This is a genomic window from Agromyces sp. Leaf222 (assembly GCF_001421565.1).
Classification (GTDB): Bacteria; Actinomycetota; Actinomycetes; order Actinomycetales; family Microbacteriaceae; genus Agromyces.
On record NZ_LMKQ01000002.1, the window covers coordinates 444,081 to 467,992 of the forward strand.

The following is a 23,912-nucleotide window of genomic DNA, read 5'->3' on the forward strand; positions in this document are numbered from 1 at the left end:
CGCGGTGGCTCTGGCGCCCTGTCAGTATTCACACTCTGGACGGGTCTCCCACCCCGTTCAGAAGACACCCGGGGGAGGCCGATACCCCACTCGGTCCGGGTGCCGCTCCGACAACCCGATGCCATACCAAGGAGCCCGAACTCGTGACCAGCCTTGCCGTCGCCGTCATCGGCGCCGGGTACTGGGGCCCCAACCTCGCCCGGAACTTCCACGCGAACGACCAGTGGCGCCTCGCCGCCATCTGCGACCTCGACCTCGAGCGCGCGCAGGCTCTCGCAGCGCGCTACAACGGCGCCCGCGCTTCATCCTCGATCGACGAGGTGCTCGCCGATCCCGCCATCGACGCGGTCGCCATCGCGACGCCGGCCCGCACCCACCACGGCATCGCGCTCGCCGCGCTCGCCGCGGGCAAGCACGTCGTCGTCGAGAAGCCGATCGCGGACTCGAGCGAGCGGGCACGGGAGATGGTGGACGCCGCTCGCACCGCCGGCCTCGTGCTGATGACCGACCACACGTACTGCTACACGCCGGCCGTGCTGAAGATCCGCGAGCTGATCGAAGCGGGCGAGCTCGGCGACATCCTCTTCGTGGACTCCGTTCGCGTGAACCTCGGACTCGTGCAGCCCGACGTCGACGTCTTCTGGGATCTCGCGCCGCACGATCTCTCGATCATCGACTTCGTGCTGCCCGGCGGCCTCGTGCCGCAGTCGGCGGCGGCGACCGGTGGCGATCCCCTCGGTGCAGGCAAGGCCTGCGTCGGGTACCTTGCGCTGCCCCTCGCCGACGGCGCCGTCGCCCACGTGCACGTCAACTGGCTGAGCCCGACCAAGATCCGCCAGATGATCATCGGCGGATCGCGCCGCACGCTCGTCTGGGACGACCTCAATCCGCAGCAGCGGCTGAGCGTGTACGACCGCGGCGTCGACCTGCAGACGCAGGCGCTCGACCGCATCGAGCGTGCGACCGCGACCGTGTCGTATCGGCTCGGCGACACCTGGGCGCCGGCGCTGACCGAACGGGAGGCGCTCGACGCGATGGTGTCGGAGTTCGCGGCGGCGATCCACGGCGGTCGCGCTCCGCGCACCGACGGCGACGCCGGACTCCGGGTGCTCGCGGTGCTCGAGGCCGCGAGCCGGAGCCTCGCATCGGGAGGCGGCGCGGTGCCCATCGTCGATGCGATTCAACTGACTGGAGAGCTGGCATGACCGAACTGCAGGGTGCGAACGTCTTCGTGACCGGTGGCGCAGGCACGATCGGGTCGACGCTCGTCGACCAGCTCCTCGAGGCCGGCGTCGAGCACGTCGACGTGCTCGACAACCTCGTGCGCGGTCGCATCGGGAACCTCGAACCCGCGCTCGCGACCGGCCGCGTCACGCTCGTCGACGGGGACATCCGCGACCGCGACCTCGTGCACGACCTCACGCGCGGCAAGGACGTCGTGTTCCACCAGGCCGCGATCCGCATCACGCAATGCGCCGAGGAGCCGCGGCTCGCCCTCGAGGTGCTCGTCGACGGCACGTTCAACGTGGTCGAGGCGGCTGCGGAGCACCGGGTCGGCAAGCTCATCGCCGCGTCGAGCGCCTCGGTGTACGGCATGGCCGAGACGTTCCCGACCGACGAACGCCACCACCACGAGAACAACGACACGCTCTACGGTGCGGCGAAGACGTTCAACGAGGGCCTCGTGCGCAGCTTCCGGGCGATGCAGGGCCTCGACTACGTGCTGCTCAGGTACTTCAACGTCTACGGCCCGCGCATGGACGTGCACGGCCTCTACACCGAGGTGCTGGTGCGGTGGATGGAGCGCATCGCCGATGGCAAGCCCCCGCTGATCTTCGGCGACGGGCAGCAGACCATGGACTTCGTGTGCGTGCCCGACATCGCGCGCGCCAACGTGCTGGCCGCGCGCAGCGACATCGTCGAGGGCACCTACAACATCGCGAGTGGCACCGAGACGAGCCTGCTGGGGCTCGCCGAGGCGCTCCTGCGGGCGATGGGCAGCGACCTCGGGGTCGAGCACGGCCCGGAGCGCGCGGTCAACGGCGTCGCACGCCGACTCGCCGACACCGGCGCCGCGAGGCGGGATCTCGGGTTCGAGTCGACGATCGGACTCGAGGACGGCCTGCGGCAGCTCGTCGAGTGGTGGGCCCCGTTGCGCGACGAGATCGCCGCCGGCCGACAGGTGGCCGTCGCATGAGCGTCGCCGCGCTGCCGCGGATCAACGTGATGAAGCCCTGGCTCGGCGACGAGGAGGTCGCCGCGGTCACCGAGGTGATCGAATCCGGCTGGGTCGCGCAGGGGCCGAGGGTCGCCGCGTTCGAGCTGGCCTTCGCCGAGGCGATGCAGGCCGGAGAGGCCGTCGCCGTGTCGAACTGCACCACCGCGCTGCATCTCGCGCTCGTGGTCGCGGGCATCGGCGCCGGCGACGACGTCGTCGTGCCGAGCTTCTCGTTCGTCGCGACCTCGAACGCGCCCACCTACGTCGGCGCCCGACCGGTGTTCGCCGACGTCGATGCGTCGACCGGCAACGTCACCGCAGAGACGATCGCCGCCGCGCTCACCCCGGCGACGCGCGCCGTCATCGTCGTCGACCAGGGCGGCATCCCGGTCGACCTCGTCCCGATCCGTGCGCTGTGCGACCCGAAGGGCATCGTCGTCATCGAGGATGCCGCGTGCGGCGCCGGGTCGACCTACCGCGGTCGCCCGGTCGGTGCGGGCGCCGATCTCGCCGCGTGGTCGTTCCACCCTCGCAAGATCCTCACGACCGGCGAGGGCGGCATGCTCACCACGAGCAATCCCGAGTGGGCCGCACGTGCTCGTCGGCTGCGCGAGCACGCGATGAGCGTGTCGGCGGCGGCCCGCCATGCGAGCCTCGTCTCCCCGCCCGAGGAGTACGCCGAGATCGGCTTCAACTTCCGCATGACCGACCTGCAGGCCGCGGTCGGCATCGTGCAGCTCGGCAAGCTCGACGGCGTCGTGACCCGTCGGCGCGAGAACGCCGCGCGGTACCGTGCCGAGCTCGCCGGGGTCGCGGGCATCCGGGTCGTGGACGACCCGGCGTGGGGCACGAGCAACTTCCAGTCGCTGTGGCTCGAGGTCGGCGACGAGTACCCGCTCGATCGCGAGGGCCTCCTGGTCGCGCTCGCCGAGGCCGGGGTCTCCGCCCGTCGCGGCATCATGGCCGCCCACCGCCAGCCCGCCTATGCAGGCCACGACGGCGGCACCGCGAGCCTCGAGGTCACCGAGCGACTCACCGACCACACGCTCATCCTGCCGCTCTTCCACCAGATGGAGGCAGCCGAGCTCGATCGCGTCGTCGCCGTCGTCCGCGAAGCCGGGGGTCGCTGAGATGCCGTCCGTCCTGCTCGTCGGCGCGAGCGGACTGGCGCGGGAGGTCGCACCGGTGCTGCGCGAGGCGGGCCGCGACCTGCTCGGCGTGCTCGACGACCGGCACGCGGAGCTGCCGCGGACGATCGCCGGCGCGCCCGTGCTCGGCGGCATCGACGAGGTCGCGATGTACCCCGATGCCGAGGTGCTCGTGTGCGTCGGTTCGGGGCTCGCGCGCGCCGCGATCGTCGAGCGGATGTCGCGCCTCGGCGTCGATGCCGGTCGGTATGCGACGGCGATCGACCCGTCGGTGCGCAATCCGGCCGGAAGCCCCGTCGGCGTCGGTTCCATCCTCCTCGCCGGCGTGACGATCACGGCCGACGCGGTGGTGGGTGCGCACGTCGTCGCCATGCCGGGCGTCGTGATCACGCACGACTGCCTGGTCGACGACTTCGCGACGCTCGCGGCGGGGGTCGCGCTGGGCGGTGGCGTGCGCGTCGGCCGGGGCGCGTACCTCGGCATGAACGCGTCCGTGCGGCCCGGGACATCCGTCGGGCCCGCTGCGACCGTCGGCATGGGGGCCGTGGTGCTCGCCGACGTGCCCGGATCCGAGACCTGGGCCGGCGTGCCCGCACGACAGCTGGGAGTGACGACATGAGCGCCGACATCCGCGTGAAGGTGCCGTTCCTCGACCTCGCGGCCCAGTCGGCCGAGATCGCCGATGAGGTGCTGCCGGTCTGGCAGGCCCAGCTCACCGGAGCGATGTTCATCGGCGGACCCGAGGTGGCCGCATTCGAACGCGAGTACGCCGAGTACATCGGCGTCGAGCACTGCATCGGCGTGGCCAACGGCACGGATGCCGTCGAACTCGCCCTCCGCTCCGTCGGCATCGGGCCGGGCGACGAGGTCATCGTGCCCGTGAACACGTTCATCGCGACGGCCGAGGCCGTGACCCGCATCGGCGCGACGCCGGTCTTCGTCGACGTCGACGACGAGCACCTGCTCATCGACCCCGACGCGGTCGAGGCGGCGGTCACGCACCGCACGAGGGCGATCGTGCCCGTGCACCTCTACGGGCAGACGGCGCCGCTCGAGGCGCTCGTCGGGCTCGCGGCGCGACAGGGCCTCGCGATCGTCGAGGACGCAGCCCAGTCGCAGGGCGCCGCGTCGACGCTCGGCCGCGCCGGTGCGCTCGGGCACGTCGCCGCGACGAGCTTCTACCCGGGCAAGAACCTGGGTGCCGCCGGAGACGCGGGCGCGGTGCTCACCGATGACCCCGTGATCGCCGACTTCGTGCGCAACTACGCCGCGCACGGCAGTTCGGTGAAGTACGTGCACGATCGCGCCGGCATCAACTCGCGTCTCGACGCACTGCAGGCGCCGGTGCTCCGCGCCAAGCTGCGCCGCCTCGAGGGATGGAACGCGGCGCGCCGCGCCGCGGCCGCCCGCTACGGCGAACTCCTGTCCGATGTGCCCGGCGTCCGGGTCCCGTCCACCCGAGCCGGCAACGACGACGTCTGGCATCTCTACGTCGTGCGCGTGGACGAGCGCGACCGGGTGCTCGCCGAACTCGGCCGGGCCGGCATCGGCGCGGCCATCCACTATCCGACCCCGCTGCACCTCACGGCCGCCTACGCGTCGCTCGGCTACCGCGAAGGGCAGTTCCCGGTCGCCGAGGCGGCTGCACGCGACATCCTGTCGCTGCCGATGCACCCGCACCTGACGGCCGAGCAGCAGTCTCACGTCGTGCGAGCCCTGGCGTCCGCCGTGACGATCTCGGCGGTGGCCTGATCGGGAGCGTGACGATGGCCCCCAAACCGCCCGGCGCCTCGCGTGCCCTCCTCTGGAGCTTCGCCAACACCGCGATCTCCAAGCTCGCGACGCTCGCCATCGGTGTCGTGCTCGCGCGCCTGCTCGGGCCGGAGGCGTTCGGCACGTTCGCAGTGGCGATGGTCGCGCTGCTCGCGGTGCTGAGTTTCAATGAGCTGGGCGTCAGCCTCGCGATCGTCCGCTGGAGGAGCGATCCACGGGAGATCGCGCCGACGGTCACCACCATCTCGGTGATCGGCAGCGCGCTGTTCTTCGCTGCGGGCTTCGTCGCGGCGCCCGGCTTCTCGGTGGCGATGGGAGCACCGGATGCGACGCCCGTCGTGCAGCTGATGCTGGTCAGCGTGCTCGTGAACGGCGTCGTCGCCACCCCAGCGGCCCTGCTCCAACGCGAGTTCCGGCAGGGCACGCGAACGATCATCGACCAGGTGAACACCTGGCTGGGGGCGATCATCTCGATCGTGCTCGCCCTGCTCGGCTGGGGGGCGATGAGCCTCGCGATCGGCCGGGTCGTGGCGACCGTTGTCTCCGGCGCGATGTTCCTCATCGTCTCGCCGCTGCCGTACCGCTTCGGATGGCACCGAGAGCTCGCCGGCAGGCTGCTGCGGTTCGGACTGCCACTCGCCGGTGCGAGCATCATCGTGTTCGCGATCGGGTACGCCGACCAGTTCGTGGCCGGCGCGCTGCTCGGCGCGACCGTACTCGGCTACTACGTGCTCGCGTTCAACCTCGCGAGCTGGCCGGTCACGATGTTCTCGCAGCCGCTGCGTGCCGTGGCGCCCGCCGCGTTCGCCCGCATGCAGGATCGTCCCGATGAACTCTCGGCCTCGTTCGGCGCCGTCTTCCGCGCGCTCTGCGCGCTCGCCCTCCCCGTGTGCTTTCTGCTCGCGGGTGCTGCGGAACCGATCGTCGAGCTCGTGTACGGCGAGAGCTGGCTGCCTGCGGCGGCGATCCTGCGCTGGCTCGCGATCTTCGCGGCCGTGCGCATCGTGTTCGAGTTGAGCTACGACTACCTCGTCGTCGTGGGCCGGACGAGATGGATCCTGGTCGTGCAGGTCGTCTGGCTCGCGGTGCTCGTGCCCTCGGTCTGGCTCGGCGCGTCGTGGGCCGGCGCAGCGGGCATCGCCATCGCGCAGCTCGTGATCGGCGTGGTGGTCGTACTGCCGCTCTACCTGTGGGGTCTGCACCGTGGCGGGGTCGCTCTCGGCGCCGCGTTGCGTCGAAGCTCGGTGCCGCTCGCCGTCGGCCTCGCGGTGCTCGCGGCGACCTACGCCGTGTCGGCGAGCATCGCCGATGTAGTCGTCGCCTGCGTCGTCTCGGGCGTCATCGGGCTCACCGGGTTCGTCCTCGCCGCCGCGCTCGATCGTTCCGCCTTCCGCGAGGCGCTTCATTCCTGGCGTCGGCGCGAAGATCCGACGGCCGAGCCGAGTGCGACGGAGGCCCTGACATGAGGATCGTCGTCTACCCGCACGACCTCGGCATCGGCGGCAGCCAGCTCAATGCGATCGAGCTCGCCGCAGCGGTGCGTGCCCTCGGCCACGAGGTCCTCGTCTTCGGGCGACCCGGCGCCCTGGTCGCGCGTATCGAGGCGTGCGGACTCGAGTTCGTCGAGGCGCCCGCGCCGGGCAAGCGTCCGTCACCGTCGGTCGCGCGCGCGCTCGCGCATCTGGTGCGGGATCGGGGCATCGACCTCGTGCACGGCTACGAATGGCCGCCGATCCTCGAGGGCGTGCTCTCGATGACGATGGGCCGTGAGGCGGCCGTGGTCGGCACGGTCATGTCGATGTCGGTGCCGACGTTCATCCCGAGAAGCATCGAGCTGGTCGTCGGCACCGAGGAGATCGGCGCGGCCGAGCGAACGGCGGGCCGCCGCAGGGTGCACGTCCTCGAACCTCCCGTCGACCTCGGACACAACGAAATCGCGTCCGATCCGGGTGTCGAGGCCTTCCGGGCACGGTTCGGCCTCGACGGCTCGCGGCTCGTCGTCGTGTCCGTCGCACGGTTCGCACACGAGCTCAAGCTCGAGGGCACGCTCACGGCCATCCGTTCCGTCGGCGAGGTGGGGCGGGACAGCTCCGAGGGCGAGCTGTCGCCCGTCTCGCTCGTGCTCGTCGGGGACGGACCTGCGCGTGCCGAGATCGAGGCCGCGGCATCCGAGGCCAACGCACGGCATGGTGACGGAACGGTGGTGATCACCGGGCAGCTCGACGACCCGCGCCCGGCATATGCGGCGGCGGACGTCGCGCTCGGTATGGGCGGTTCGGCGTTGCGCGCCCTCGCCTACGGCAAGCCGCTCATCGTGCAGGGCGAGCGCGGATTCTGGCGGACGCTCACGCCGGAGTCGCTCGCGGGCTTCCTCTGGACCGGGTGGTACGGCATCGGCGATGGTGCCGAGGGAGGCGGGGGTGCATTCCGGGATGCACTGCGGCCGCTCCTCGCCGATCCCGCTCGGCGGCGGGAGCTCGGCGAATTCGGACTGCGCACGGTGCGCGAGCGCTTCTCGCTCGAGCGCGCCGCCGGCCTTCAACTCGAGGTCTACCTGCAGGCCCTCGAGGGCCGGGGCAGCGGTTCCGCCGTGCTCTCCGAGTCGGTTGCGCTCGCGCGGTACGCGCGATACTACGGGGAGAAGCGCGCGCTTCGGGCCCTCGGTCGTGAACGTCTGGACGACTTCAATTCGCGGCCCGTCACCGCACGCAACCGGGATCGAGGTGCGTGATGCGCGGCACGACTGACTCGGCATCCGCCGATCCCGTTCCCCTGGTGTGGTTCCCCGGAGTCGGATGGGATGAGGTGACCGGTACGGATCGGCTCATCGTCGAAGCGATCGCCCGGACGCGTTCCGTGATCTGGCTCGACCCTCCCAACCGCGCGGGATGGGACGGTTGGCTTCGCGGATCCGCGCCGGCCTTCCAGACGATCGGCGCCGTCAGGCGCGTGCAGGTGCCCGCGACCCTCGGTGTCACGCGTTGGCCGCTGCGGGCGGTGTCGCGGTGGTTGCAGCACGCCTCGTTCGCGCGTGCGACGCGAGCCCTCTCCGGGGGAGTCGTGGTCGTCGCGAATCCGCTCACCCGGTTCCCGTCCTCTGGCAGGTTCACCCGGGTGCTGTACGTCACCGACGATTGGATCGAGGGAGCGTCGATGATGGGCGTGAGCAGGCGGTTCGTCGAACGCATGCTCCACCGGAACATCCGCGAGGCCGACGCCATCGCGGTCGTGAGCCCAGAGCTCGTGGCGCGAATCGAGGCCTTGGTGCCCGGCGTAACCGAGGGGCGCCGCGTCACGGTCATCCCGAACGGTGCGCCGTCGACGGTTGCCGACCTGCACGACCGCGGCCGTCTCCCGATCGCCGGCGTCATCGGCCAGCTCAACGAACGGCTCGACCTCGCCTACCTGAAGGCCGTCGTGGACGCGGGGATTCCGCTGCGGCTCGTCGGCCCGCGCACCGATCGCCAGCCGGAGTTCTCGGCGGAACTCACGCGATTGATGGGGCATCCGCTCGTCGATTGGCGCGGCGCCGTGGCTCGAGAGGAGGTGCCCGACCATCTCGCCGAGATCGGCGTCGGGCTGACGCCGTACGCGGACACGCCGTTCAATCGGGCGAGCTCGCCCTTGAAGACCCTCGAGTACCTCGCCGCGGGCGTCGGCGTGGTGTCGACCGAACTGCCGGCGTCGCGGTGGTTCGCGTCGCCGCACGTGCGGGTCGAGACGAGCCCCGCCTCGTTCGCCTGTGCGGTCGAGCTGGCCCTCGCCGCGCGCGATGATCGGGCGCTCGAGCGGGATCGACGCGAGTTCGCCGGAGCTCACAGCTGGGACCGACGCGGGGCGTCGCTCGTCGACCTGGTCGAGCGGTCGGGTGGGCGGGCGGATCGTCACGTCGTCGCGGGAGGTCTGCGATGACCACTCGCCTGCTGTTCCGCGCGATCTTCCGGCGCTGGTACGTGATGCTCCTCGCGGTCGTGGTCGCGGCCGGAGCGTACGTGCTGCTCGAGCGCGACGGCGGAACCTACTCGACGAAGCCGGTCGTGGCATTCCTGCTGCCCGGCGGCGAGTCCCTGGCGGCCGGCAACGGACTCGAGAACGAGGCCGTCATCTCGTTCGCCGCGACGGTCGCCGAGTCGATCAACAACGGCCGCCCGGCCGAGCGCTACTCGCGCGACAGTGCGCCGCTCTACGGGGCGGGCATCCGTCAGGACGTCCGCATCTCGGTGCCGAGCGACGGCACGCAGTGGCGTGCGAACTTCCCGCGCGCCGAGATCGCGATCTCGATCGTGGGCTCCGATCGTGCGTGGGTCGAGGCGACACAGCGTCAGTACCTCGAGAAGATCGTCGCGATCTCCGAGGCGCAGCAGATCGCGATCGGTGCCGTGGAGACCGAGCGCATCCACACCGAGGTCATGCCGCTCACGACAGCGATCGAATACGTCTCGGCGGGACGGACCGCAGAGCTCGCCGCGATGGGCGCGCTGCTCGCCGCGGCGCTCATCCTTGGGGCCTGGGTGTCGGTGCTCCTCGAACGCCGGTCGGCCTCGGCGCGGCGGCGCGTGCCGACCGGGCATCAGCAACCCATGCGAAGTGCGGCCGGGCCGATACCTTCGCGATACCCTCTGCGTACCGAGGAGTGAGGCGGCGAACATGAACGTACTCGAGACGCTGCGGGGCCTGCTCCGACGCTGGTACATCACCCTGCCCGGCATCATCATCGCGCTCGGTCTCGCGCTGGCCGCCCTCGTGCTGACGCCGCCGAGCTATGAGCGGTCGGCGAGCCAGCTCCTGTTGCCGGACCGGGTGAGCCTTCCCGACGACGGTAACCCCTATCTCTACATCTCGGGGCTCTCGCTCGCGGCCGACGTCCTCGTCCGTGCCGTCGGATCCGAGAACACGCTCAACGAGATGGCCGAACGATTCCCGGGCGTGGAGATCGAGGTCGCGCGCGATCCGAGCACGGTGAGTCCGATCATCGTCGTGACCGCGACCGCCGCTCAGGATGCCGAGGCGGGACGTGCCCTCGAGGCGATGATCGAGCAGACGGTGGACACGCTCGACCAGATGCAGGAGGACGACGGCATCGCTCCCGGGAGCCGCATCCGCGTGTCGACCTTGACGGTCGACCAGCAGGGCATCACGATCCAGAAGACGCGGTACGCGTTCGCCGCAATCGCGCTCGCGGGCGGTCTCCTCCTCACGATCGTCGTCGCCGCGCTGGTCGACGGGTTGAGCGTGCGCAGACGCCGTCGGTCGTCAGCGATCGACGCGGGCGGCGAAGCGGATGCTGCGGGCGAACCCGACGGCGGAACCCAAGGGCTCCGGGCGAGCGCACTCGACCGGGTTTCGACGGCACCCCCCGCCGCCGAACGTGCCCCCGGGCCGCCACTGCCGGACGAGCCGCTGATCTCCGCCGGGTCGCCCGCCGCAGGTGAGACAGCCCTCGAACACGAGCGAGCGCTGCAGTCGGCGCGACCGCAGCACCACCCACGAACCCGCACATGAGCTCGAGTCGCACCACGCAGCGGAGGACGGCACGTCAGCACGTCGGCAATCGACGAATCTGGCAGCCCGACGCCGTATTCATGCTGAGCGTGTACGTGGTGCTGCTGTGCGTCATCCCGTCGGGCCTGACGATCACGGTCCTCGCGTCGCTCGGTTGGCCGTCACTGCTGTGGGGGTTGCTGCTCGCCTTCTGGTGGGCCGTGCATCAACTCATGGTCGTCTCCCGCCCGGTGGAGCATCCTTCCCAGCCGGTCCGGCTGGTGTTCGCCGGGCTGGTGCTGGTCGCCCTGGTGAGCTTCGCTGCCGCGATGCTGCGCGGCCAGCCCGTGGACCAGGTGAGCCCCGCGATGACGAGCCTGCTGCGGCTCGTGTCATTGGGCGGTGTCCTGTTCGTCGCCGTCGACGGCATCCGCACGCTCGAGGAACTCCGCCGACTCGTCAACGTGCTCGTGGTCGTCGTCTCGCTGGTCGCCGTGCTCGGCCTCGCCCAGTTCGTCACCGGGCAGGAGATCATCGACGCGATCACGATCCCAGGCATGAGCGTGAACGAATCCGGAGGGGCGCAGGTTCGAGGAGCGTTCGTCAGAGCGGTGGGCACCGCGATCAACCCGCTCGAGTACGCGGCCCTCCTGTGCATGGTCTTCCCATTCGCGCTCGCGTTCGCCTTGCGGACGAGACCGGGACCGCGGCTGTCGTTCGCGCGCGCCGTCCGGTTGCTTCCACTCGCCCTGATCAGCATTGCCACCCTGATCTCGGCCTCGCGCTCCGCGCTGCTCGGCCTCCTCGTGGCGATCGTCGGCATGCTGCCGGCACTGTCGAGGAAGTTGAGGACCGGGGTGGTGATCGGCGGCCTCATGCTCGCGGCGATCGTGATGGTCGCCGTGCCCGGAATGTTCTCGACGATGCTCGCGCAGTTCGTCGAGGTCGACGACGACCCGAGTGCGCAGTCCAGGACGAACGCCCTCGCGAAGTTGCCGGATTTCATCGCCGCCTCGCCGTTCGTCGGCACCGGCTTCGGCACGTTCCTCTCGCGGTACTACATCTTCGACAACGCGTGGGCGCTCTGGACCATCGAGCTGGGCATCCTCGGACTGGTCGGGCTCCTGTCACTCGTCTGCTGCGCGATGTGGTCGGCGTTCCATGCCCGCACCGTGACCGACGACCCCGAGATCCGCCTGCTCGGGCAGGCGGCGGGCGTGTCCGTGCTCACCGCTGCCGTGATCTTCGCTGGATTCGACGGGTTCTCGTTCCCGATTTCGAGCGGCCTGTTCTTCGTCTGCGTCGGCCTCTGCGCAGCGGTGCGCTCGGTCGCGGCCTTCGACGCCGCAGCCAAGGCAGGCGGGCCGGTGGGCGACCTCGCAGAGGACCACGAAATCAGGTCGTGACGGGCGAGCCCTTGACGGACGCCCCGTGGGGGCGTCGGTGGGACGCGCGGCCCACGGTTCAATCGGCGAGGGCGATCCGGTAGATGTGATGCGTGTGTTCAGCGGCGAACGAGTCGCTGAACGTGCCATTCGAGACCTTGATCGTGCGACCCTCGCCGACGACCACGACGGATGCCGCGGAGGCGAGCTCGGGCGGAAGCACGAACGTCCGGGACCCGGTGCCGCCGTCCGTCATCGCGAAGACGTAGGCGTCACCGCCGGCGGCCTTGAGGCTCGTGTCGAGGCCGGTGCCGAATCGCCAGGTGTACGTCGGCGTGTTGAGCACCGGGGCGAGCGAGCGCACCTGCGCATTCACGGCGGTGATCTTCGCCTTGCGGTCTGCGCCGCACTCGAGGATCGAGTAGTTGCCGCACTCGCCGTTGTTGTTGTGCTGGAAATACGCGATGCCCGACGCGCCGTTGATGATCGCGTTCCACACCGCACCCTCGATCTGTTCGCCGGTGATCGTGGTCGCATCGTTGTCGGTCAGGTACGGCATGGCGGTCTCGACGAACACCCAGTTCGGCGTGAGGTCCTTCGGGTTCGCGAACGTCTCCATGCGGTCCTGCAGCCAGCCATAGGCGCTCGAGCTCGCCGGGCTCTTTCCGATGGGCCAGGCGGGGTTCGTGGCGAGAAGCCCTTGCACGTGCGGGCTCGTGTACGCGTACTTGTCGACACTCGTGACGTCCAGCAGGGCGACATGGTCGTCCATCGTCGCCGGCGACCACCACGTGCCGAGCACGCCGTTGCCGAAGTTGGCCTGCAGGAACCGGCCGTCCTTGCGTGAACGCAGTTCCTCCGACCACGCGCGCTGCTGTGCGAGCCAGGCTTGCTCATCGCCCTGGCAGCCGCCGAGACCCATGTCGCACTCGTCGCTGACCAGCCAGCCGACGACACCGGGGTCGTCGCCCACTTCGGACCGAGTCCACTCGTCGCGCTGGGCGAGCACCGAGATACCCTGACCGGTCATCGTCGAGACGCTTGAGCCGTCGTGCTCTGCGCCCATGTAGGTGTTGACCCCGGCGGCCTTCAGCGCGGCAGCGTGCTCCGGCTTGCCGAGGAACACCGAGATCGGGAAGAACGCGGCGTCGGCCCATCCCGATGCCTTCGCCTTGGGGAACTGGGCGTAATACGAGGGGCCTCCGTACCATGCCTCCTTCGGCAGGGTGAGCTGCGAACTGCCCAGCGGCGGACTGGTTGGCGGGTTCGTCGTGGGTGGGGTGGTCGGCTTCGGCGTGACGGTCGGCGTCGGCGTGACGGTCGGCTTGGGCGTCGCCGTCGCCGTCGGCTTGGGCGTCGCCGTCGGCGTCACGACGGGAACTCGACCGCCCGCGACGTACCGCACGTCGACGTAGTAGTTGGAGTTGCGGTAGTTCGAGGTGGGGTACCCGCCCTTGCCGTACCGGTACACGCCGGCGCCCTTCGGGAAGGTCACGCCACCCTTCGTCTTGGCGCGGGTGAAGTACTGCGTGTCGGCCGCGTATCGGCCCTTCGGCGCCAGGTACGACGCGACGTACGTCTTGCCGACCTCGACGCGCACCGGCTTGCTGAAGTTCGCGCCGACCCATCCGGAGGTCTTGCCGGCGGGGAAGCGCACCGTTGCGAGTCGCTTGCCGGTCGGGCTCCACAGCGATCCGACATGCGGGCCGCGGTTCGCGGGTGTCCGGTAGAACTCGATGCCCGTGATCGTGCCGGCTTTCGCCACCGTGAAGCGCACGCCGAGTTCGACCGAGGCCGTGTCGGGGTCGGCGGCGACGCGGGGGCGCACCGAGTTGTCGAAGACGCCGGTGGCGGCGCTGGCAGGCGCGGCGCCGAGCGTCGACCCGACGACGGCCGTCGTCGTGGCGAGCACCGCCGTGAGCGCGAGCGCGGCAAGCGTGAAGAGACGTCGTCGCCGACGCGGCCCCCGATGGACTGCTCGCTCGGTTCGTTGACGCTGAGAGCTCGTTGCCACGTTCTACATCCCATGCTCGGTCGAGTCGATATCGATCGAGTGTCGCGCGTAGGGTCCCGCACCCGCGCAAAGCCTAACATTGAGGATCGCTCGGTTGGCAAGCCTCTCGATCGAACGCCGCGGAACGGACATGCGTCTCGGTCAGGTCCTTCCGGCCGCTGTCTCCGCAGCGTCGGCCAGGCGATCGAGGACTGCCCGGTCCGTCGCCGAGGTCGACTGGACGTGGATGGCGAGGTGCTCTGCGGCGAGACGATGCACGAAGGCGTCGGCGCCGGCCCGATCAAGTGGGGCGGGGTCCCAGTGGCTGAGGCAGCGCGTCTCGGCGGAGGTGAACGATTGCTCCGAATCCGTGCCGAAGGCCGCCACGTACTCGCCGTACAGCAGGCACTCCGACAGGGCGAGTTCCGATGCGAGGACTCCGGCCCACGGCCGCCCGGTCACGGTCTCGACCCGCCCGAGCAGTGCTCGCACGGTTGCGGGCGACCAGGTCAGGAAGCTCGCGATGTAGTCCGCCGCATCGGGATCCGGGGTGGGCGTGCCGATGAGCCGGGCCGCATTCGTGCGCCACCGGATGTGCTGGGGCATGCCCGCGTGGACGGCGCCGGGACTGCGGTAGAGGCGCACTCGATCGCCGTCGCGGAACATCGACTCGTCGAGGTCGCGCACGATGAGCACGTCCGAATCGATGATCAGCGCGACGTCCTCCTCGCGGCTCGCGACGAAGGCGAGCTTCACGAGTTGCTGGAGGATCCACCCGCGCACCGGCGGCCACGGCCGGGCGAGGTTCACCGCCGCGACGTCGAATCGACGCGGCAGCCTGGCCAGCCTGCTCAGCCGGCTCGTCGAGACGAAGGAGCGCGGCAGTACGTCGAACTGCGAGTGCACCTGCAGACGATCGGACGCGAGCTGCGAGAACAGGCGCAGGTCGGGCGGAGGCACGAGCACGTGGTGCGTCACGTCCTCGGGGGCATGGCGCAGCACCGACTCGTGCAGGCGGGCGAAGTTCTCGTAGTCCGGCGCGTAGCTCGGCGTCACGATCGCGAGGCTCATGCGGCGCTCCCTGTTTCGTCGTGACGGCTCGCCCGCGGCAGGTCCGCCCAGGTGCGTTCTGAGAGCACGGTGCGCAGTGCCGCGCGATGGGCCGGCATCCACGCGCGCGCCGCCTCGTGCATCACGACCGCGCCGCGGTAGGCGGCCGCGGTGATCGGGCCGTGGTGCTTGCGCATGTAGCGGATGCGGTTGACGGCCATGAGGCGCTCGAGGTCGACCGAGGCGCCCGAGCCGCCCTGTGCGTGGCGCACGACGGCCCCAGGCTCGAACCAGACCGTGCGACCCAGGTCGCGCACGCGGCGCAGGAAGTCGGTCTCCTCCGAGTAGAGGAAGAAGCGCTCGTCCCACGGGCCGACGGCGCGTGCGACCCGTGCGTCGATCAGCAGCGCGGCGCCCGTGGCCCAGTCGGCCGGGTGCGGGTGCTCGTATGCCGAGGCGTCGTGGACGACCTCGGCGAACGCGCCGGGGCGGGAGGCGAACCGGCTCCCGAAGGCCGCATCGCCGACCGCGCGGAGCAACGACGGCTCTCGCCTGAGCGAGGTGAACGGCGAGCCGTCGGCGTCGAGGATCCTCGGCACGACGACCCCGACATCCGAGTGCCGCAGGCGTTCGCGGAGCGCGGCGATGGCGCCGGGCACGACGACGAGGTCGGGATTGAGGATGAGGATGGTGCCGGCATCACCGACGGCGCGCATCGCGGCGTTGATCCCGCCCGCGTAGCCGAGGTTGCCGCCCGTCTCGATGGCGACGATGTCCGAGTGGCTGCGGGCGACGGCGAGGGTGCCGTCCGAGGAGCCGTTGTCGGCGACGACCACGCGCAGTCGCTGGCCCGCTGCCTCGACCCGGAGCGACGCGATCAGGGCCTCGAGGTCGTTCGCGCTCTCGTAGGTGACCACGACGACCGCGACGTCGGCCGTGGCATCCGGACCCGCGAACCGGCCGGACCGCGACGACGCGGGGTCGTCGCCGATCGCGACCGCCGGGCTCGCATCGGGGGAGGCCATGGCTACGCCGACCCCGCCCCGCTGCGCCGCAGGATGCGGTAGGCGCCGGGCCCGTAGAGCAGGTATCGCTTGGCGAGGCGCTTGGGCTCGAGCACGAGTCGCCACGCCCATTCCATGCCGTGCGACGAGACCCATTCGGGCGCCCGCGAGACTCGCCCGGCGAGGAAGTCGACCACCGCGCCGAACGCGAGCAGCACCTTCGCCCCGGTCATCACGCCGAAGTGGTCGATCCACAGCTCCTGACGGGGCTTGCCGAGGCAGACGACGAGGATGTCGACGCCCGCCGCCGCGATCTCCGCGGCGAGGTCCGACGACGAGTCCATGTCGAGCAGTTCGGCGCGCGCGGGCGACCAGACGCCGGCCACCCGGAGGTTCGGCGAGCGCTCGCGCAGGGCTTCGAGCAGTCGATTGCGGATGTCGGGGGCTCCGCCGATGAACCCGACCGAGACGCCGTCGGCCTCGGCGTGCTCGAGGATGGGGCCGATCAGGTCGCTCCCCGAGAGCCGCGGCCACGCCTGGCCCGTCGCGCGGCGCGCCTGTGCGGCGATGGGTGCGCCGTCGATGAGGTGCAGCCAGCGGATGTCGCTGCGTGCGCCGTCGCGGATGCCGAAGGCCCCGGTCAGCACGCGTCGATCGCCGAAGTAGTGCAGGTGGTCGAGGTTGACGGAGACCACGCCGAGCGGCCGCTCTCCGGTGGTGAGCGATCGGCGTCGGATCTGCTCGACCGCGTCGGCGCGCCCGTGGAGGTCGACGGGCACGCCGCCGAGGCGAACGCGCACCGGCGCGGTGCCATGCTCGACGGCGACGATCGAGCCGGTGCCGGTCTGAGATGGGGCAGGTGTCGTCGCGGCGGTCGGGTCGCCCTGGGCTGCTCCGGTGATCGCGTCCGTCGCATCGAGGCGGGTGCTCGACGCACGGTCGCGGCGGATGAGCGTCATGACGCCGTCTCCTCGGCCAGGACCCCGTCGACCTCGTGGTGGCGTTGCCCGGTGCTCGGGCACACCCAGACGCCCGGCGGTCCCTCGACGAGGGGCACACCGGCGCGGCCGACCCAGCCGATGCGGCGGGCGGGAACCCCGACGACGAGCGCGTACGCCGGCACGTTCCGCGTCACGACGGCTCCGGCGGCGATGAGCGACCACTCGCCGATCTCGACGGGGGCCACGCACACCGCGCGCGCGCCGACGGATGCGCCGCGACGCACCGTGACGCCGACCGCGGTCCAGTCCTCAGCGGACTTGATCGTGCCGTCGGGGTTCACCGCTCGTGGGAACTCGTCGTTCGTGAGCACCACGCCCGGGCCGATGAAGACGCCGTCCTCGAGTCGGGCCGGCTCGTACACGAGCGCGTTGTTCTGCACCTTGCAGCGGTCGCCGAGCACGACGCCGGGGCCGAGGTACACGTTGCGGCCGATGACGCATTCCTCGCCGATGACCACGTGGTCGCGCACCTGGCTCAGATGCCAGATCGACGTGCCGTCGCCGATGGCCGCCGATGGGTCGATCGAGGCGCTCGTCGCCACGCGGACGACGGGTTCGATGGCCTCGTCGGGCACCAGGGCGGTCGTCATCGTGGCCCGACCTCCTCGCGTCGCGAGACGGGTCGGCATTCGAGGCGTGCGGTGGCGGGAGTTCGGGTCGACGGGCGTTCGAGCATCTCGTGCGTACTCCGGATCGGGCAGGATGACCGCCGTGGTCATCGGGAGTCGGATGGTTCGGGGAGGCCCATGGGGTCGGGGCCGGTCGGGATTCGTCGTGCTGCGGCCGGGGCTGTCGGCCGGGCGGTGCTTCGGGGTGTTCGGGTGGGTGGGAGGCGGGGCGGGCGTGTCGGGGAGTCGAACTGCTCGGGTGGCGGGTTGGTCGGGTTGGTGGGTTGCGGGGTTGCCGGGTTGGCGGGCCTGTTGGGGAGTCGGGACATCCGGATGGCGCAGGGTCCGGTCTTCGGGGACCGGGTGATGATGCTTCGGCGTTCGTGTCGCGGTGATGCCGATCGCCTCGATCGGCTCGGTTCCGACGACTGCGTCGGATTCGCCGGCCGAACGGTCGCGTTCTGAGCCTCGGTGTGAACGCTACTGATGCACCACCTCCTTCTCCTCCCCCAGTGAGGGGGAGCCCTGCTCAGGGGACTCTTCGCTCGGTCGGGCGACCCCGACCACGGTGGCCGGTGCGACGGCGGACGCCGGTTCGATCGCGAGGTCGGATGCCGGTTCGGCCGCCGCCGCGAGATGGTGCGCCAGGCGCACCGCCAGCGTGGCCGCCAGGAACGTCGGGTTGGCCTCGCCGGCGGTGCGGAACACGCTGCTCGAGGCGATGTGCAGGTTGCTCGTGCCGTGCACCCGGCAGTCGCCGTCGACGACGCCGTCGGCCGGGTCGACGCTCATCCGGGTGGTGCCGATGCTGTGGAATCCGTCCGTCGCCTGCTCCCAGATGAGCGCGCGCACTGCTGCCTCGTCGGGTGCCGGGTACTCGAGCCTGCCGATGCCCGAAGACCGCAGCTGCTCGTCGAGGAGCTCGTGGCATCGCAGCAGGGAGTCGACGTCCTGCTCCCGGTAGCGGTAGTCGATGCGGAGCTCCGGGCGGCCGGCCTCGTCGATCTCCATCGTCAGGCGGCTGTCGGGATCGGGAACCTGCTCCGAGTGGTAGTGCAGCGCGTAGCGGCCGCCCTCGTTGCGGAGGATGAATCCGGGCTTGCGAACGGGGGAGAGGTAGCGTCGGCGCAGGATGTCGAGCACGTCGCCGGCAGCCCGCCACGGGCGGCGGAGGATGTTGCCGATGTGGGGAGCGATCCGGTACGGCTTCGGTCCGATGTGCCGAAGGCGGATGCCCTCGGCGAGGATCCGGCGCCCGACGGGCGGAATGGTCAGGCCGAGGAAGACGGCCGAGAGCGTCGCGTTGCGGTGCTCGGCTTCGTAGAAGGGCGGGTTGTCGAGGTAGAAGCTCGTGTTGAGCACGCCGTGGCGCCGCTGTGCGGCCTCCTGGAGCGTGAACCGGCGCCGGAGGTAGGTGGAGTGCTCGTCGAGCACGAAGTCGAGGTCCGCGGCGCGTGCCGGGTCGTCGAAGACGATCTCCGCCACGGCCCCCGTGAGATGCCCCATGTAATAGCGCCCGAGCGGGCCGTCGACGCCGCCGAACGATCCGGGCTGCCCGGCCTGGACGCCGAGGAGGAACCGGGTGATCTCGAGGCCGCCCATGGCGAGCACGTAGTCGTGGGCACGCACCCGAACCGCCTCGCCCCCGCGCTGCACGACGAGTGCGGTCACGGACCCGTCGTCGGCGCGGTCGAGGTCGACGAGCGGGCTTCCCTCGAGCACGGTCACCAGCGGATGGCTCGTCACGCGTTCGCCGAGTCGAGGGGCGAGCTTGGGTCGGCGCGCCCAGCGCTCGAGGTTCGACATCTCGAATTCGCCGAGGCCGTCCCAGTCGGGCAGCGGAGAGCGGAACGCGTCGGTCCCGCAGTCGAGGTGCTCTGCTGCGGCGGCCTGCCAGGGCCGGACCTCGTCGACGCCGATCGGCCACTCGCTGTCCGGCACGTACGCGCGCGCCTCGAAGTCGATCGGCTCGTAGGGCACGCAGCGCCCACCCCAGAGCCACGACGTGCCGCCGATGCCGCGTCGCGTGGTCTGCGAGAGCGGTGCGTGCCGCGCGGGGTCGACGATGCGCGAGCGGCCCGCCGATTTCGGCTCGATGTCGCGCTTGGCGGAGCGTGCGTCGCCTGCGTCGACGAGGAGCACCCGCCGACCCAGCCTGGCCGATTCCATCGCGAAGGCGAGGCCGACGGGCCCGGCGCCGACCACGGCGACGTCGTAGCCCTCGAGGACGGTCTCGGCCGAGGGCCGGTTCATGATGCGGCTCCCGCCCGCACCCGGCTCGACGCGTCGCGTTCCCACGTTCGAGCGCTCGCCCGGCGCAGGATCGCGTCGGATCGTCGCCGCGAGATCGTCGTGAGCACGACGTAGTACGCGAGGTCGACGAGGCTCCGCGGTCCGCGCACCGAACCGATGAGGGCTGCGCCGCGCGATCCGGCGGATGACGGGATGCCGAGTTCGACGTACCCCCGGCGTTGCCTGGTGAGCACCGCGAGCAGGCCTGCGGTATCGCGAGGGGTTCGCACGCGCATGGGCTCGGTCTCGACCACGCGCTTCTCGTGGTCCTCGAAGCGCGCGTCGAACCACGAGTCGTCGGCGGTGACGCTCGGGAACTCGGGGATGCGGTGGTGGCCGGCCTCGTTGGCGGCGTAGCCGCCAGCCCCCCAGAGCCGGAGCGGCGGCGCGGGGATGCGGCTGCGCGCGCGGTAGTAGGCCCGCACGCCCGCGGTCGCACCGGTCGTGTCGTAGACGTGGAAGGCCCGGGCCGCGAGCACCCCCGGCTCCTCGAGTGCGTCGAAGACCGCGAGCACGGCCTCGGGCGCGATCTCGATGTCGGCGTCGAGGTACAGGCGCGGCCAGGCGGATGCGGCCCGGTCGCCGGCGTTCAGCGCGGCGGGTTTCGACGCCTCGGTGATCTCCACCACGCGGACGCCCACGAACGCGCGCGCGAGCGCGGCGGTGTCGTCGGAGCATCCGTTGCACACCACGACGACCTCGAACCCCGGCACCGCAGCGAGCGGCGCGAGCGCGCGAAGCGTTCGGCCGATCACGGCCGCCTCGTCGTGGGCGGGGACGATCACGGCACCGACCCGATCGGCGGGGATGTCGACCGCGGGCCGCGGCGCGGGTTCGTGGGTGACGACCGACCCGTCGGGGGAGGGCGGAGGCACGGCCTCCATCATGGTGGGGCTGGTCCGGGTCGGCGGAGTTCGCATCTGAGCGGGACTTCCTCGGGATCGGTGCGGGATCGGTGCGGGGTCTGGCGGGTGGGGCGTGTGCGGGTCGGGCGGCCGGGTCCGGCGGGCCGGTGGTGGCGGTGACCTGCAGCTAGTAGGCGCCCGCCGGTCGGGCGACGACCTTGGCCGTGCGCCAGATGAGCATGAGGTCGCCGGCGAGCGACCAGTTCTCGACGTAGTACAGGTCGAGGCGCACGCTCTCCTCCCAGCTGAGGTCCGACCGCCCGCTCACCTGCCAGAGGCCGGTGAGCCCGGGCTTGATGAAGAGCCGGCGGTGCACGTCGGAGGTGTACGCGGCCACCTCCGTCGGCAGCGGCGGCCGCGGTCCGACCATGCTCATCTCGCCGCGGACGACGTTCCAGAGCTGGGGGAGTTCATCGATGGAGTGCGCCCGCAGGTACCGCCCGAGGCGGGTGACCCGGGGGTCGTCCTTCAGCTTGAACAGCAGGCCCTCGCCCTCGTTCCGGCCGCGGAGCTCGGCGAGCCTGGCCTCCGCGTCGGGGACCATCGACCGGAACTTCAGCATCTCGAACGTCTCGCCGTTGCGGCCGATCCGGCGCTGCCGGAAGAACACGGGGCCGGGGCTGTCGATCTTGATGGCCGCCGCGATGAGCATCAGCAGCGGCGTGATGATGATCAGCCCGCAGAGTGCGGCGGTCACGTCGAAGCCGCGCTTGAGCACGTGCTTGCCGCCCTCGAATCGCGGGGTCTCGACATGGATGAGGGGGAGGCCCTCGATGGGCCGGAAGTGGATGCGGGGGCCGGCCACGTCGGCGAGCCGGCTCGAGAGCACCAGCTCGGCGCCGAGCGGCTCGAGCGCCCACGCGAGCGAGCGGATGTAGGCGCTGCCGCCCGCCGGGTGTCCGGCGACGATGACCGCCTCGGCTCCGGCATGCGCTGCCGCGCTCGCCGCGTCGTCGAGGCCGCCGATGATCGGGACGATCCGTCCGCCGATCCTGATGGAGGAGTCGCCGGCCGCGCGGCCTTCGATCACCGCCCCCTCGATGGAGAACAGCGGCCCGGCGGACTCGCTGATGCGCTCGACGACGTACTGCACGTCCTCGAGCTTGCCGATGACGATCGCGCGAGCGAGGTAGTGCCCGTTCGACTGCGCTGCGCCGAGACGCTTGCGCCAGAGCCAGCGCTCGGCGAGGAGTCCGCCGAGTCCGAGCGGCAGCGCGATCAGCAGCAGGCCGCGGGCGGCGGGGATGCTGACGAGTGCGCACACGACGGCCACCCAGCCGAGGGCGAGGAAGGTCGCGTTCGCGACCCGCTTGTACTCGGTGGCGCCGATCCCGAGCACGCGGCTCTCACGGGAGCGGAGGATCGAGAGCAGCGCGAACCATCCGCCGATGAGGATGATCGCCGCGACGAGCGAGGCGAGCGTCACGCCGGCGAACAGCACTGGGCCGCGCACGCCCGTCGCGGACGGGAGGGGAACGACCAGCCCGACGGTGACGGCGCCGATGATGACGGCCGCGTCGGAGACGACGAGGCCGACACGATGCCGCTTCACCCAGGGAGCACCGCTCTGCGGACGGGGCTGGATCGCGGTGCCGCCGACCGTGCCGAGTGCCGTGCCGTGCACTGCGGCCCGGGTGCGCCTCGGCTCGAGCGGCGAGCCGACGGGAATCGGAGGCGCGCTGTGCGAATGGGCATGGGTGGTCACGGATACTCCTGGGCAGCGGAGATCGGATGTTCGGGTTCACCCTCGGATCGAGCGGATGTCGCAGGCGATGCTGTGACGCATCACTTTGGGTTTCGACCTCCGAAAGATCCTCGAGACTGGTCGTGAAGCTACCCCTTCCGGGTGGATTCCAGCGGCCCCCAATGCGGGTTACCCTCGAACGGGTGACGGTGTGCGTGTGCCATCATGCGGGCCGTCGGGTGTCCGTCCGGCGGGCCGTCCGCCGTCGTCTTCGACGGGTGCCGAAGGGGTGCGACCGGCGCCGCCCGACCCCGCCCCCGGTCTCGCGCGACCACGGTGCGCCAGCGGCCCGGAGGTCGCTCGCGCCGCTACCGTGAGGCCATGAGAGACCTGTATCCGGAGATCGAGCCGCTCGAGACGGGCATGCTCGACGTGGGGGACGGACAGCACATCTACTGGGAGATCTCGGGCAACCGGGAGGGCAAGCCCGTCGTGTTCCTGCACGGCGGACCCGGGGGTGGCACGAGTCCGGCGCATCGTCGCATGTTCGACCCCGAGCGCTACCGGATCGTGCTCTTCGACCAGCGCGGATGCGGCCTGTCGATCCCGCACGCGAGCGAGCCTTCCGCCGACCTCTCGGCGAACACCACCTGGCACCTCGTGGCCGACATCGAACGGCTGCGCGCGCACCTCGGGGTCGACCGGTGGCAGGTGTTCGGCGGCTCGTGGGGGAGCGCCCTCGCACTCGCCTACGCCGAGACCCACCCCGAACGCGTCACCGAGCTCGTGCTCCGCGGCATCTTCACCCTGCGCCGCCAGGAGCTCGACTGGTTCTACGAGGGCGGCGCCTCGGCGATCTTCCCCGACCTGTGGGAGGACTTCGTCGCGCCCATCCCGGTGCTCGAGCGCACGCACCTGATCGAGGCGTACGGCCGCCTGCTCGCCGACCCGAACCCCGAGGTGCACCAGTCCGCCGCGATCGCGTGGTCGCGCTGGGAGGGCACCACGATCACCCTCCTGCCGCAGATCGAGACGATCTCGAAGTTCGTCTCGCCCGAGTACGCGACCGCGTTCGCGCGCATCGAGAACCACTACTTCCGGCACGGCGGATGGTGGGAAGACGGGCAGCTGATCCGTGACGCGCATCGGCTGGCCGGCATCCCGACGGTGATCGTGCAGGGGCGGTACGACATGTGCACGCCCGTGATGACGGCGTGGGACCTGCACCGGGCGCTGCCCGAGGCGGAATTGCGCATCATCGGTGATGCGGGGCATGCGTTCGACGAGCCGGGCATCCTCGACGCCCTCATCGACGCGACCGACCGGTTCGCCGGGGAGCGGTACCGGGGCGAGCTCGCCGACGACGATCT

The 23,912-nt window shown here is 71.1% G+C and carries 19 protein-coding genes and 1 pseudogene; 12 read left to right on the forward strand and 8 right to left on the reverse strand.

All coding sequences use genetic code 11. The features are described from left to right. Positions 1 to 143: 143 nt before the first annotated feature. The 11 genes from ASE68_RS16865 (at position 144) to ASE68_RS16915 (ending at position 12,026) form a co-directional block, all read left to right on the forward strand. Positions 144 to 1,205, forward strand: a complete 1,062-nt coding sequence (locus ASE68_RS16865; RefSeq protein WP_055862331.1) for a Gfo/Idh/MocA family protein — start codon at positions 144 to 146, stop codon at positions 1,203 to 1,205. After that, a complete protein-coding gene (locus ASE68_RS16870; RefSeq protein ID WP_055862333.1) occupies positions 1,202 to 2,197 on the forward strand; it encodes an NAD-dependent epimerase/dehydratase family protein in 996 nt (331 codons plus the stop codon). The genes ASE68_RS16865 and ASE68_RS16870 overlap by 4 nt, the downstream gene beginning before the upstream one ends. Then, positions 2,194 to 3,348 carry a DegT/DnrJ/EryC1/StrS aminotransferase family protein gene (locus ASE68_RS16875; protein ID WP_055862337.1) on the forward strand — a complete coding sequence of 385 codons (1,155 nt, stop codon included), beginning with the start codon at positions 2,194 to 2,196 and terminating at the stop codon, positions 3,346 to 3,348. The genes ASE68_RS16870 and ASE68_RS16875 overlap by 4 nt, the downstream gene beginning before the upstream one ends. Position 3,349: 1 nt before the next feature. Next, positions 3,350 to 3,985: a NeuD/PglB/VioB family sugar acetyltransferase gene (locus ASE68_RS16880; protein ID WP_055862339.1), complete on the forward strand. Its 636-nt coding sequence runs from the start codon at positions 3,350 to 3,352 to the stop codon at positions 3,983 to 3,985. Next, on the forward strand, positions 3,982 to 5,118 hold the full coding sequence (locus ASE68_RS16885; protein ID WP_055862341.1) for a DegT/DnrJ/EryC1/StrS aminotransferase family protein: 1,137 nt from the start codon (positions 3,982 to 3,984) through the stop codon (positions 5,116 to 5,118). Before ASE68_RS16880 ends, ASE68_RS16885 begins: the two co-directional genes overlap by 4 nt. Positions 5,119 to 5,132: 14 nt before the next feature. Beyond that, positions 5,133 to 6,605: a lipopolysaccharide biosynthesis protein gene (locus ASE68_RS16890; RefSeq protein ID WP_200921771.1), complete on the forward strand. Its 1,473-nt coding sequence runs from the start codon at positions 5,133 to 5,135 to the stop codon at positions 6,603 to 6,605. After that, the gene (locus ASE68_RS16895; protein ID WP_055862343.1) at positions 6,602 to 7,870 is read left to right on the forward strand and encodes a glycosyltransferase family 4 protein; all 1,269 of its coding nucleotides are present in this window, start codon (positions 6,602 to 6,604) and stop codon (positions 7,868 to 7,870) included. Before ASE68_RS16890 ends, ASE68_RS16895 begins: the two co-directional genes overlap by 4 nt. Then, positions 7,870 to 9,051: a glycosyltransferase gene (locus ASE68_RS16900; protein ID WP_055862344.1), complete on the forward strand. Its 1,182-nt coding sequence runs from the start codon at positions 7,870 to 7,872 to the stop codon at positions 9,049 to 9,051. Before ASE68_RS16895 ends, ASE68_RS16900 begins: the two co-directional genes overlap by 1 nt. Continuing rightward, positions 9,048 to 9,776: a hypothetical protein gene (locus tag ASE68_RS16905; protein WP_055862346.1), complete on the forward strand. Its 729-nt coding sequence runs from the start codon at positions 9,048 to 9,050 to the stop codon at positions 9,774 to 9,776. Before ASE68_RS16900 ends, ASE68_RS16905 begins: the two co-directional genes overlap by 4 nt. Before the next feature lie 10 nt (positions 9,777 to 9,786). Beyond that, positions 9,787 to 10,641 (forward strand): hypothetical protein, encoded by an 855-nt coding sequence (locus tag ASE68_RS16910; RefSeq protein ID WP_055862348.1) that lies wholly within the window; start codon positions 9,787 to 9,789, stop codon positions 10,639 to 10,641. Between the two features lie 80 nt (positions 10,642 to 10,721). Next, positions 10,722 to 12,026, forward strand: a complete 1,305-nt coding sequence (locus tag ASE68_RS16915; RefSeq protein WP_055862350.1) for an O-antigen ligase — start codon at positions 10,722 to 10,724, stop codon at positions 12,024 to 12,026. A gap of 58 nt (positions 12,027 to 12,084) precedes the next feature. Here the strand turns inward: ASE68_RS16915 and ASE68_RS19965 are convergent, their stop codons facing one another. The 8 genes from ASE68_RS19965 to ASE68_RS16955 all read right to left on the reverse strand — a co-directional run bounded on the left by ASE68_RS19965 (position 12,085) and on the right by ASE68_RS16955 (position 22,563). Then, positions 12,085 to 14,019, reverse strand: coding sequence for a DUF4082 domain-containing protein (locus tag ASE68_RS19965; protein ID WP_082462440.1), 1,935 nt, complete (start codon positions 14,017 to 14,019; stop codon positions 12,085 to 12,087). Between the two features lie 141 nt (positions 14,020 to 14,160). After that, on the reverse strand, positions 14,161 to 15,069 hold the full coding sequence (locus ASE68_RS16925; protein ID WP_055862351.1) for a DUF6492 family protein: 909 nt from the start codon (positions 15,067 to 15,069) through the stop codon (positions 14,161 to 14,163). Beyond that, positions 15,066 to 16,073 (reverse strand): glycosyltransferase, encoded by a 1,008-nt coding sequence (locus ASE68_RS16930; RefSeq protein ID WP_055862353.1) that lies wholly within the window; start codon positions 16,071 to 16,073, stop codon positions 15,066 to 15,068. The genes ASE68_RS16925 and ASE68_RS16930 overlap by 4 nt, the downstream gene beginning before the upstream one ends. Before the next feature lie 2 nt (positions 16,074 to 16,075). Next, a complete protein-coding gene (locus tag ASE68_RS16935) occupies positions 16,076 to 17,011 on the reverse strand; it encodes a WecB/TagA/CpsF family glycosyltransferase (protein ID WP_055862355.1) in 936 nt (311 codons plus the stop codon). Next, entirely contained in the window at positions 17,008 to 17,643 is a 636-nt protein-coding gene (locus ASE68_RS16940; RefSeq protein WP_055862643.1) for an acyltransferase, read from the reverse strand. The genes ASE68_RS16935 and ASE68_RS16940 overlap by 4 nt, the downstream gene beginning before the upstream one ends. A 498-nt stretch (positions 17,644 to 18,141) precedes the next feature. Next, positions 18,142 to 19,914, reverse strand: a complete 1,773-nt coding sequence (locus tag ASE68_RS16945; RefSeq protein WP_082462466.1) for a GMC oxidoreductase — start codon at positions 19,912 to 19,914, stop codon at positions 18,142 to 18,144. Continuing rightward, positions 19,911 to 20,828, reverse strand: coding sequence for a glycosyltransferase (locus ASE68_RS16950; RefSeq protein ID WP_235481080.1), 918 nt, complete (start codon positions 20,826 to 20,828; stop codon positions 19,911 to 19,913). Before ASE68_RS16950 ends, ASE68_RS16945 begins: the two co-directional genes overlap by 4 nt. A 157-nt stretch (positions 20,829 to 20,985) precedes the next feature. Next, positions 20,986 to 22,563 carry a sugar transferase gene (locus ASE68_RS16955; RefSeq protein ID WP_082462443.1) on the reverse strand — a complete coding sequence of 526 codons (1,578 nt, stop codon included), beginning with the start codon at positions 22,561 to 22,563 and terminating at the stop codon, positions 20,986 to 20,988. 360 nt (positions 22,564 to 22,923) lie between these two features. Between ASE68_RS16955 and pip the strand changes: the two are divergent. Continuing rightward, positions 22,924 to 23,874, forward strand: a pseudogene (pip, locus tag ASE68_RS16960) (prolyl aminopeptidase); the annotation flags it as partial. Positions 23,875 to 23,912: the final 38 nt, after the last annotated feature.